Genomic DNA, 12,763 nt, shown 5'->3' on the forward strand with positions numbered 1-12,763 from the left:
ATTGATCAAATCTTCTTTTTATGAAGAAAAATGATAGAATATATCTGATCAGTCATGACAGTTTATTGTGGTACTATAGAAACTTACCAGAAAAAATCTCAAAATAGTTATTGAAAATCCTGGAAAGCTTATTGATGGCATTCTGATAAAAACTTGTAGGAAAAAATTTCCATATTAAACCATATAAAACCCCATTTTATCGAGGTTTTTATTTTTATTGTGTCATTTTGTCATAATTCTTCGAATGGTACAGATATTGAGAAATTGAGAGTGTAAATTAAATTAAAAATAGAAAAAATATAAAATATTATGAGTAAAATAATTGGAATTGACTTAGGAACAACCAACTCTTGTGTTGCTGTAATGGAGGGTAAAGACCCTGTTGTTATTCCTAACGCAGAAGGTAAGAGAACTACTCCTTCTATTGTAGCTTTTACAGAAGATGGAGAAAGAAAAGTAGGTGATCCTGCAAAAAGACAGGCTGTAACGAATCCAACAAAAACTGTTTACTCTATCAAAAGATTTATCGGAACTCACTTTAAAGATGATGCTTCTGAAATCACAAGAGTACCTTATAAAGTAGTTGCTGGACCAAACGATACAGTAAAAGTAAAAATCGACGATAGAGAATATACTCCACAGGAAATTTCTGCAATGACGCTTCAGAAAATGAAGAAGACTGCTGAAGATTATCTTGGACAGGAAGTAACAAGAGCGGTAATTACTGTTCCTGCATACTTCAACGATGCACAAAGACAAGCTACTAAAGAAGCAGGAGAAATTGCAGGTCTTAAAGTAGAAAGAATTATCAACGAGCCTACAGCTGCAGCGTTAGCTTACGGTCTTGATAAAAACCATAAAGATCAGAAAATCGCAGTGTATGACCTTGGAGGTGGTACTTTCGATATCTCTATCCTTGATTTAGGAGACGGTGTATTCGAAGTATTATCTACAAACGGAGATACACACTTAGGAGGTGATGACTTTGATGATGTGATCATCAACTGGATGGCTGACGAGTTCAAAGCTGAAGAAGGTGTAGATTTAAAAGCTGACGCTATTGCTCTTCAAAGATTGAAAGAAGCTGCTGAAAAAGCTAAAATTGAATTATCTTCTTCTCCTCAGACTGAGATCAACTTACCTTATATCACTGCTACTGCTACAGGTCCTAAACACTTAGTGAAGACTTTAACAAAAGCTAAATTCGAGCAATTATCTGCTGATCTTGTAAGAAGATCTATGGAGCCTGTTGCTAAAGCATTAAAAGATGCTGGTTTATCTACATCTGATATCGACGAAGTAATCCTGGTAGGTGGTTCTACAAGAATCCCAATCATCCAGGAAGAAGTAGAAAAATTCTTCGGTAAAAAACCATCTAAAGGAGTAAACCCGGATGAAGTTGTAGCTATTGGTGCAGCAATCCAGGGAGGTGTATTGACAGGTGATGTAAAAGATGTATTATTACTTGACGTTACTCCACTTTCTTTAGGTATCGAAACAATGGGTTCTGTATTCACGAAATTAATTGAAGCGAACACTACGATTCCAACTAAGAAATCTGAAGTATTCTCTACAGCTTCTGACAACCAGCCAGCTGTAAGCATCAGAGTAGGACAGGGTGAAAGATCAATGTTCAACGATAACAAGGAAATCGGTAGATTCGATCTTCAGGATATCCCGCCAGCACCAAGAGGAGTTCCTCAAATTGAAGTAACATTCGATATTGATGCTAACGGTATTCTAAGTGTATCTGCTAAAGATAAAGGAACTGGTAAAGAGCAGTCTATCAAAATCCAGGCTTCTTCAGGTCTTTCTGACGAAGAAATCGAAAGAATGAAGAAAGAAGCTCAGGAAAACTCTGCAGCAGATGCTAAGAGAAAAGAAGAAGTTGAAATCTTCAACAAAGCTGACGGATTAATCTTCCAGACTGAAAAGCAATTGAAAGAATTCGGTGAGAAGCTTTCTGCTGACAAAAAAGCAGCAATCGAAGCAGCTCATGCAGAATTAAAAACAGCTTTCGAAGCTAAAAATGCTGATGACGTAAAAGCTAAAACTGAAGCGTTAGATGCAGCTTGGATGGCCGCTTCTGAAGAATTATATGCAGCTGGTCAACAGCCAGGTGCTGATGCAGCAAGTGCTCAGAATGCAGGTGGAAACGCCGGAGCTGAAGATGTACAGGATGCAGACTTCGAAGAAGTAAAATAATTATTGATTTAATAATAATAAATAATCTAAACCCGCTTTAAACGAATGTTTAAAGCGGGTTTTTTATGCATATACTTTTCAATTCATTTTTTTATAACCTTTCTCATTATATTATGTATAACTCTTCAGGAGATTTCTTATTTTCAATGCAATGAATGAAGCAGGATAATTATTTTCCCGAAGAACAAATTAAAAAGATGTAGATGAAAAGCAATATGATTTAGGAAAAAATTGGGATATATTAAATATGTTTCTTATTTAATTAATTTAATACTATTTTATAAAAATATTTTTATTTTAGCATATAATGAAATGCTTTAAATATTTATTTCAATTTTTATTTACAGTTGGGTCTTTTTTCTCATCTGGACTCCTGTTTTCCCAAGATCTTAAATATAAAGAGTATGATTCAATTCTTTTGAATACACCTAAAGAAATGGGAAAAAAAAATATTCCCAGAGAAAAAATTATTCTTTGGAATAAGGTGATGTTAGAAAAAATGAAAAAAGAAAATTATGCAAGAGGAATAATTTGGGCTCATATCAATATTGCCAATCAATGCTGGAATTTAGGAAATGGAGAAGAAAGTATAAAAAATCTAAATATAGCAGAGAGCCTGTTGCGTAAAAACGAAAGCGAGATAGATTTTTTTACAATTGCTAAGCTCTATCAGGAATATTCGCAGGCTTATTATATCATGAAGCTGTACGATACAGGCCTGAAGTACAACTCTAAAGGAGGGTATTATGGAAATAAAATTAAAGATAAGGATAGAAGGGGTAAATTTTTGTCTTACTTGTATATTACAAGAGCAAACTTTCTTTACGAAAAAAAAGACCTGGATTCGGCGCTCTATTATTTAAAACAATCCTCTCTATTATATGAAAGCTTAAATGCTACCTCTAAAATTGCTAATCATTATATCGAATATCAACCCAGCCAAGATTCTGCTAAAGTCTATCTTGACCAGGGAATGGATATCATAAGCAAAAAGAAACATGATCCCAATAGTTATCAGATATCTGTTTTTTACTATTACTATGCACAATATTTTTTTAAGGAAAAAAATTATGAAAAGGCAATAGTATATTTAGATAAAGCTCTTGAATACAATAAAAAATTAACAACCGTTGAGCACACTAAAAATATATACAAGCTTTTAATATCATGTTATAAAAATTCGGGTAATTTAGAAAAGGAGAAAGAATATCTGGAATATTATATAAAATTAAAAGACAGTCTGGAAAACTCACAAACCAAAGGTGTGGAGCTGTCTATAAAAACCATAGAAAAAGAAAAAACAGAAGAAAATAAAACACTCAAAAAAAAGATATTTATTTATAGCAGTATTGTAGTTGCTTTGAGTTTGTTATTACTGGCTTATTTATATTATCAGAATCATAAAAAAAAGAAAGTGATCTTAGAAAGCAAAGAAATCATTTCCAGAAAAGAAGATGAAACCAAAGTATTGGAGAGAAGAATCTCAGGAGTACATGAAGATTTAATTCAATTGGCTAAAAATAATGATATTAGTTTTTTGGAAAAGTTTCATGAAGTTTATCCTGATGTTTCTCAAAAGCTGTTGGCAATCAATCCGGATTTAACCAAGGATAATCTGGCATTCTGTGCTTTAATCTGGTTAGGATTCTCTTCCAAAGACATTGCTGAGTTTACTTTTATGCAACACAGATCCGTACAGATAAAGAAAAGCAGATTGAGAAAAAAACTTAACCTCGGATCAGATGTGGACCTTTATCAATTCCTTAAGTCTCTTGTAGATAATTAATTAAATCATATTTGGTTTTAATCATATTATATTGGCTTTTATCCTTTTAAAGGGGATTTGATCTAAATTTATACCCAGAAGTAAAACTAAATACCCTCCTATATAAAGTTATTGATCTATCCTTTTTATTAAGTAATTATAACTCCGACAAGTTCAGCCTGACAACGCTTAAAAATTTGGTTGGTAATTGGGTTGTCACCCCTGAGTCTGTAGAAGGGCTATTAATATGAAAACCTTTGTTGACCTCTGGTATTAATTAAAGGAATAAATCAATAAAGTTAAAATACTATATTTATTGAATCTATAAAATAAAAAGACCTCTTGAAGTTTCCTTCAAAAGATCTTTATTGTAATTATTAATCTTTTTTATGTTAATTATCTTTAGCAAAAACTGTAGCAACCATTGAAGCTTTACCCCAGTTAAAGTTCGCTCCTGAGGCTGACCACATATTAAACCTAGTTGGATAAGTTGTAGATTCAACATATCCATTTAAAGTATAGGTTGCTGTAAGTGGAAAAGCATTGGTATTGGTATAGGTCTCGGCAAATTTTCCAGAGAGGGAAATCATTTCAGAACCAGTCGGCCCTTCAGGAACTGTAAATTTTCTCGAGCCTTCTGGCGCTTCTGCCCCATTTCTTAGAAATCGCACTCCATAGTAACCACGTTGACCATTTGCGCCCTGAGTTGAAGTACCCATTGGAACATTATAATCTATAACAATTTTAACTGTACTGTTAGCTGGAATTGTAACAAAAACAGATAAGCCAAGATCTATATTATCTACAATATTACCACTACCTACTGCTGCCCAATCTACCGGAAATGTTGCAACATCTGTAAAAACGTCTAAAAGTTGATAATCAGTTGTCTGAGGGGCCAGTTTTAACCAGTAAGGAGCTGCTGGTGTTCCTGAATTATAATAAATCCCGGTCTTATAGGGTGCCATTGAAGCATTATTATTATAGACTACAAGTCCATTAGCTGGATTGGGAACGGTGCTACCATCTGTTATTGAATTCAGTAATACCCTGGGTAGCAGGATTCCCCTGTTAATCCCATTGATATCCAGTATAGCAGAAGCGTCAGGGGCAGGAATATTTACCCCTATATTTCCGGTACCGGTTACAATAACTCTTTGCGTGTTATTGGTAAGAATATTGACAGGATCTGCTGTGGCTGCACCTATATCCATACCGGTATTGTTTCCTGATGTGGTAAGGGTTGCTTTCCCATTATCATCTACATACATATTTAAATTAGCGTTGCCCCCGGTGGCTATATATGATCCTCTTGAAAAACCATTTGCCCTCACGATCGTCTCATTGCCCCCTGTTCCAATAGATACTGTATTGGCTACATTGTTGAAAGAAAGCAAATTCCCTTGTGTAGTAACAACTCTGTTCCCGGCAAGAGTACCATTTGCAGTATAAATGTTAGTCGGACCAGCTATTAGCATCCCTCCATCTATAGATCTCCAGAATGAATTAGTGAAAACAAATTCCATTGTTGTATTATTAGGAATAGTAACGCCATCCAGTGTAGCTCCAAATCCTCCTGTCGTATTATTATAAACAATAAGACGCTGTCCAGGGTTAGGGGCAGCAAATGCAGAAATAGCTACATTGCCTGTCGCAGCACCGGTAAGCTTTACTAAACTTACATTAGCTGGAATTGTAACGGCATTACCTGAGATAGCTAAAGCGGTTTCACGGTTGGTAATGGCTCCGTTCACATCCAATGTGGTACCGGGATTGATAACACCCAGCCCCAGATTACCATTAGAAGTCGTCACCAGGTCATCTTTTGCCTGGGCTGCAGTAGGTACTCCGGTTGTCGGGTTGTTTTTTAACCCGTCAATATTAAATACTCCCTGAGGATTAGTTGTGTTAATCCCCACTTGTGATTTTGCCACCAGAGAAAAAGTGGTGAGCAAGCCTGCTAGTAATAAATTTTTTTTCATAATGTATAATAATTGAATTAAAATAGAGAATCTTCTTTTATCAAGGGCTCTATAATAGCTACAGAGTCGTTCTGGTGTTTTATGGTAATTTTTCTACTCTGATTTATTGAGCGAAGTTAAGAGCTATTGTGGTTTGTAGTATATTTTACACATACAACATACGTACATCGTGTATATATCGTGCTACATCACGTCTACATCAAATTTAGAATTTCCTGTATTTTATGCTTTTTTTTATCAGTATTTAGTGAAATAATTAACTTATCATGTCTTTTTTCTTTTCATGTTTAAATTTTATAAAACTGTATTTCTAAAATGATTTAATTCTATTCAAAAGTTTTTAGATAGAATAAAATCCTCTTCAAAATATTTATTGAAGAGGATTAATTAGAGGTTATTCCAGTAGATTTATTTATTACTGCTATGGAACAGGTGATGCTGTTGCTGCTCCAATACTGCTACCTCCAAGGTTATAATTGCCAATACTCAGATTGGTCATTTGTTCGTTAGAAATGATCAGTAATCTGATTCCCCATACAAATGAACTTCCTGATGAAGTATTCGCATTAGGAACATCTGCATAAATCCTCCAGGTTCCATTCTGTTGAAAGGTATAGATATCTGGTATCTGAAAATCAAAATTAGTAGAGCCATTGCCTTTAAAGCCGGCATTGATATCACCATGATTATTAGTATCGAATCCCACAACAATAGCAGTATATGAAGAAACAGGTATTTTTGTGTCGAAATTAGAGATGAAATCTCCGTTCGGGTTTGCAAAGGTATAATACTTAAAATACATTTTTGAAACCGGACCTATTTTACCCCAATCCGGTGCTGCTGGTGTACCTCCGTTATAGTAGATTCCTGTACCCTGAGGTGACATTGATGCATTGTTATTATACACCATTAGCCCGGTAGCCGGGGAAGGAACAGTGCTGGTATCCGTAGTAGATGCTAAAGAGACTCTGGGTAATAGAAGTCCTTTATTGCTGGCATTTATGTCCAGTAAAGCAGAACTGTCCGGTGCGTTTGTTCCTATACCTACATTCCCTGCAGGGGTAATTACCATTTTTGCATTATTATTAGCCATCAGATTCAGATTATTTGAAGTAGTGGTTCCTATGTAACTTGCTCCTCCTCCGATATAAGATTTCAAACTTACTAAACCATTAGTGTGATGTAACCCGAAACTGTTGTCAGGAGCAAGGATAGTAAGTTTAGCATCAGGTGTAGTGGTGCCTATTCCTACATCTCCGGCTGAAGTAATAGTCATTTTTTGGGTATTGTTCGTCGTAAATCTCAGGTCATTAGCCGTGGTGGTTCCCACAGAGACTACACCTCCTCCGATAAACGTTTTCAGATTAACAGTACCATTGGTGTGATTCAAACCGAAGCTGTTATCAGGTGTGCTGATGGTGAGTTTGGTATCAGGTGTAGTAGTGCCAAGGCCTACACGATCATTGGCTGCATCCACAGATAAGGTACTTCCGTCTACAGAAAATGCATTGGGTTGTGTTCCTGTAAATGCTAAGGTATTGGCTCCCTGTGCTACTGTTCTGTTTCCTGTAAGGGTACCATCTGCATTATAAATATTAACAGGAAGGTTCAGCTTTGTCCATGCGGTACCACTGTAATAATAATAGCCAACAGTATCAATGTTCAAAGCGGTGCCTGTAGCAGTACCTGTAGAGATGCTGTTTACATAGATCAATGTTGATACTGGAACTCCGGTCATACTTTGAGCTCTTTGCCTGTCTACCCTGGGAATGAGTAGTCCATCTACTCCTGAAGCTGTACCTGTGCTATTTTTAGCTATTACGTCAAGGGTTGCGGTTGGGGTTGTAGTGTTAATTCCCACTTGTGATTTGGCCACCAGAGAAAAGGTGGTGAGCAGGCCTGCTAGTAATAATTTTTTTTTCATTAGTGATAATAATTGAATTTAAATTAAATGTAAAATCTTCTTTTATCAGAGTCTCTATAATAGCTACAGAGTATCCTTCTGATTTATTTTCTAATAAAGGGGATAGGTAATAGTTTTAATCAGTACTATTATATAGAGGTTATAAATTAATGTTTAAGATGTGTGTGATCATATGAAATGAAATTTTTTAAGCTTAAAAAAATCACCAAGACCTGTAGCTATACTGAAAAGAATAAAATATATTTCGGAACTTGATTAAATGAATCTGTATAGCTGGTTATTCTTCCAATTGTTTAAATGAGAAGCCAGGCCATACTGAATATTATTTTTTTCTGATTGATTGAGCAAAATTAAAAGTTATTGTAGTTTGTAGTATATTTTGCAGATATAGCGAATATACATCACGTATGTATTATGCTACATTATATATACATCGAATTTGAAATATTCTGTATTTTGTACTTTTTTTTATCGGTTTTGAGTGAAATAATCAACTTATTATGCCTTTTCTCTTTTCATGTTTAAGTCTTATAAAGCTGTATTTTAAAAAGATTTAATTCTGTTCAAAGGTTTTTAGATAGAATAAAAATACTCTTCAAAATATTTTGAAGAGTATTTTATTTTGAGATACGTTTCAATTGCTCATTTAAATCTAATGATTTAAAGATTTTGCATAAACTTAAATAAGCAAAGTGTTCATTTTTTTATACTATTTGACATTTCAATTATATAGAAATTGAGCCAAAATTAAAAATAGCCAATCATAAAATTATAGTTCATAAACATAAATAATCGCTTTCCCATCAGTAATAAAGTTGGTAGGGTCGGAATATGTTCTATTAAAATGTATATATTTTGAAGCAGTGGCAGCTCCTTGTGTGTTCTGTCTGGATGCTTCTAATGTCAGATTATAAGTGTTGAGTGGTACGTCTTTTAAATAAAATTTATAAGATGTAAGATTATTCATAGGATTAAAACCGCTGGGAAGTATATAAAAAAATGGGGATTGAAGCGTGCTGATGCCATTGTTTCCAGATAATCTATATCTGTATGACATTGTTTCTCCGCTGTTTAAAGTAAGAACAGAGGTTGAAGTTTGGAATTCTATCACTACTAAATTGTTACCAGTGTCTACTTTTATATTATTAAAACTTCCTAGTGTTAAATAGTTGCCATTAGTATTGGTAAAAACATCATTTAAGTCAAAATTATAAACCCCTCTTAAGTTGTAGGTGCCTGGTGCTGGTATAGGTATGGAAACTGAAGTCCATTGCGGAGCAATTCCAGGCCCTTTAGAGATTAAAAATTGTCCATTTGTACCTGGAGATCCGGCAGTAGTGGCGGTACCTCCCACATTAAGATCATTGTCAAGCTGAAGTGATCCGCTAACATGCAGTTTCTTTTGAGGGGTTACAGTACCTATACCTACATCCCCAGTTGAAGTAATAGACATTTTTTGAGTATTATTAGTCATAAATCTCAGATCATTGGCTGTAGTGGTTCCCAGGGAAGCTACTCCTGATCCGATATATGTTTTCAAATTTATAGTACCATTGGTATGATTTAAACCAAAACTGTTATCAGGGGTGCTGATGGTAAGTTTTGTATCAGGGGTAGCGGTGCCGAGACCTACACGATCATTGGCAGCATCCACTGATAAGGTACTTCCATCTACAGAAAATGCATTGGTCTGTGTTCCTGTAAATGCAAGGGTATTGGTCCCTTGTGTTACTGTCCTGTTACCGGTTAGGGTACCATCCGCATTATAAATATTAACCGGGTTGTTCAGCTTTGTCCATTCTGTACCACTGTAATAATAATAGCCAACAGCATCAATATTCACTGCAGTACCCGTAGTGGTACCTGTAGTGATATTGTTCACATAGATCAATGTGGATACCGGAACTCCGGTCATACTTTGGGCTTTTTGCCTGTCTACCCTGGGTATAAGAATTCCTTCTACTGCTGAACCTGTACCCGTGCTGTTTTTTGCTGTCACGTCAAGAGTTGCAGTGGGAGATGCAGTGTTTATACCCATCTGTGATTTTGCTACCAATGAAAAGATGGTAAGCAAACCTGTTAGGAGTAATTTTTTTTTCATAAATAAATAATTTTTTTTCTGTATATAGTTTCTATATAGAGACCAGATCTCCGTTTCTATTAATGCACTTATGCATTATTATTTATCGCTTCTGATGCTTTATATCATGTTGTAAAATTAACTGTTTTTGGGTTTAATTATCTGTATTTCAGATACATCATAAGTGCATTGTATGTACATCTTATATACATGTTTCGTTAAAAAAACAATAGAGATATGATGAAATTATTGATAAATTAAACCACTTTACGGTGAATTATAATTAAAAATATTGTATTGCTCTGTGGTCTCATTGCATGTCTGAAGACTTGGTTGAAAATATTAGAACAAGAAAATAGTTACAAAGGTGATTTTGACTATCTTATTCGTCGTGAAGGAGTATAACAATAAAAGGTCATGTATTTTACTATAATGGCTTTACCGATGGGATTCTATTGAGAAGTAGATTTTTTCTGATCCCGACAGATAAGTTTTTTATATTGGTGATAAAAACATTGGCAATAAGAAATTGTTACCTGAAAATCCTTCTTTTTGTTGTATTAATACAATATGACGTATGTTTGATGTATGTGTTGTTGTGTGTGTTTTGTGTTTTTTTTCTTAACCTTGCCGATGATAAACATTTCACAAGTGTATGAAAAATTATTTCTTTTTATTTATTATTATTTCTTGTCAGACTAGTAGAAATAATACTACTTCAATACTACCTTATAAAACTGCACATCATTATTTTGTAAAAAGCAATTGCAAGATTCTTGATTTTGTAGAAAAAGTTATAAGCACAAAGGACAAATTTAACAGGGTTTTTGATAATGCAGTTATGGGTGAGAGTAAAAAATCAACACCATTATTTTTTTTTCAAAGGAAAATTTACTAGTTCTTTTAGATTCAAAAGCTGTATGGTGGCCAAAATAATTCCACTAAAACTGAAAAAAACTAAGCAGGTGAATTTATTTACTGGTATCAAGTGAAAATTGGAGGCAGGAAATTTTTTATGTTGTTCCAAAGCTTGTAATCATTGTAAATAAAAGTAACGTTCAAAAAGGAATAATAAATTTTATTGAGACACTTGTCAATACTTTGTTATGATAAGTAATTACTGGTTATTATGTTTTTTTTAAAAAAAATAATTTTATTTTATTTCATAGTGTGTTGTATGAAGTTATTCTCACAGCAGTATACGAAAAAAAATATTGATTCTCTATTGATAAGAACAAACGAGGTACTCCGGACAAGGATTTCTGATGATGATCTTATCCGTTGGAATAATGGAATTATAAAAACAGCCATTCAAATTGGCTACCGGGAAGGGGAGGCAATGGGATATACCAATATTGCCAACCGATGTGTATTTAAAGGAGATTTAAAAAAGGCTTTAGAATATTTAAACAAAGCTGAAGATATATCTAAGAAAAGCAATAATGATTTTCTTTTTGGTAAAATAAGCCAGGAGTATGCACAAGTTTATAATAAAATGAATGTACGTAAGTTAGCTTTGGAATATAATTCAAAAGCTATGGACTATGGTTTGAAGTTGAGAAAAGATAATCGTGACTGTCGCCTGTTTTTACGGTATGTCTATTCAACCAGATCTGTATATATGTATACTGTTAATCAACCAGATTCTGCAATTATTTATCTTCATAAATCATTAAAAATAGATGTAAATCCTCTCGATCTGGCTAATATTGGAAGACACTATACTTTATTTGAGGTAAGGCCTGATTCTGCTAAATATTACTTTCAAAAGGCTTTTGAAATTTTAGAAACTAAGAATTTCAAACATAACAGATATCAGAGAGCTGTTGTTTTACAGAATTATGGACTATTTCTGCACAGTCAGGGGAAAAATAGTCATGCCATTGATACAATTAAAATGTCAATTGAGCTTGCAAGGAAGGTTAATAGACCGACGCTTATTCTTGGTAATTATAAGGAGTTGTGTGCACTTTATAGAAAAGAGGGTAACCCTGATAAAGAAAATGAATACCTGAATAAAGTGATCTCATTACAAGATAGCGTTGATGCCAGCCAAAACCAGGCTGTAGATCAATCTATTAACAGATTGAATGAAGATAGAGAAAATAAAAAAGTTCAACTTGAAAGTCAATATCATATCACTTTATGGTACGGTGGTATCTCAATGCTGTTGATTATTTTAATTACCATTTACTTTTATCGGCGAATAAGAAAAAAGAAAAAAAAGCTCACTGAAAGTGAAAAAATAATTCTTGAAATTGAAAAAGAAACAAAAGATTTAAAAAGAAAGCTCAATGAAAATATCATTCTGCTTGCCAAAGATAGAAAGATTGATTTTTTTCCAAAATTTCAGGAAGTATACCCGGAATTATGTAAAGAGTTATTAAAAATTAATTCTAATCTTTCCAAGTCTGACTTATCCTTTTGCGCTATGATATGGATTGGCTTTTCGTCAAAGGAAATTGCTCAGTGTACATCTATGGAACACAGATCTGTACAGACCAAAAAGTACAGGATCCGAAAAAAACTAAATCTGGAAAACGAGACTGATCTGTATTATTTTTTCAGATCTATTTCTACCCGTTAGAAATATTGTTCAGATTCGTGTAATTTCTTCTGGGGAATTTTGTACTGCTTCTATTAAGTGAGGAGATATTATGAATGTTTGCTTTGGAGTTTCTGATTTAGACACTATTAATTGTAAGCAGTATGAGTACTTATTGAATTTTTTAAATTTTTAAGGATTGCTTCTGTAATCAGATAATAGGAATTCTATTGTCAGAGAAATATTAGGTTTTTAAATCGTA

Annotated in this window: 6 protein-coding genes; 3 read left to right on the forward strand and 3 right to left on the reverse strand. The window is 33.9% G+C overall.

Annotation, left to right across the window (positions count from 1 at the left end):
• Positions 1 to 309 precede the first annotated feature (309 nt).
• Positions 310 to 2,205, forward strand: coding sequence for a molecular chaperone DnaK (gene dnaK / locus ACMA47_RS06835; protein WP_413929194.1), 1,896 nt, complete (start codon positions 310 to 312; stop codon positions 2,203 to 2,205).
• Positions 2,206 to 2,704: 499 nt separating this feature from the next.
• Entirely contained in the window at positions 2,705 to 3,991 is a 1,287-nt protein-coding gene (locus ACMA47_RS06840) for a helix-turn-helix transcriptional regulator (protein ID WP_413929195.1), read from the forward strand.
• 371 nt (positions 3,992 to 4,362) lie between these two features.
• Here the strand turns inward: ACMA47_RS06840 and ACMA47_RS06845 are convergent, their stop codons facing one another.
• The 3 genes from ACMA47_RS06845 to ACMA47_RS06855 form a co-directional block, all read right to left on the reverse strand.
• A complete protein-coding gene (locus tag ACMA47_RS06845) occupies positions 4,363 to 5,952 on the reverse strand; it encodes a hypothetical protein (RefSeq protein ID WP_413929196.1) in 1,590 nt (529 codons plus the stop codon).
• 421 nt (positions 5,953 to 6,373) lie between these two features.
• Positions 6,374 to 7,876: a hypothetical protein gene (locus ACMA47_RS06850; RefSeq protein ID WP_413929197.1), complete on the reverse strand. Its 1,503-nt coding sequence runs from the start codon at positions 7,874 to 7,876 to the stop codon at positions 6,374 to 6,376.
• A gap of 769 nt (positions 7,877 to 8,645) precedes the next feature.
• The gene (locus tag ACMA47_RS06855) at positions 8,646 to 9,977 is read right to left on the reverse strand and encodes a hypothetical protein (RefSeq protein WP_413929198.1); all 1,332 of its coding nucleotides are present in this window, start codon (positions 9,975 to 9,977) and stop codon (positions 8,646 to 8,648) included.
• Between the two features lie 1,108 nt (positions 9,978 to 11,085).
• Here ACMA47_RS06855 and ACMA47_RS06860 point away from each other — a divergent pair.
• Positions 11,086 to 12,543 (forward strand): tetratricopeptide repeat protein, encoded by a 1,458-nt coding sequence (locus ACMA47_RS06860; protein ID WP_413929199.1) that lies wholly within the window; start codon positions 11,086 to 11,088, stop codon positions 12,541 to 12,543.
• Positions 12,544 to 12,763: the final 220 nt, after the last annotated feature.

The organism is Chryseobacterium sp. T20 (assembly GCF_047345655.1).
Taxonomy (GTDB): domain Bacteria; phylum Bacteroidota; class Bacteroidia; order Flavobacteriales; family Weeksellaceae; genus Chryseobacterium.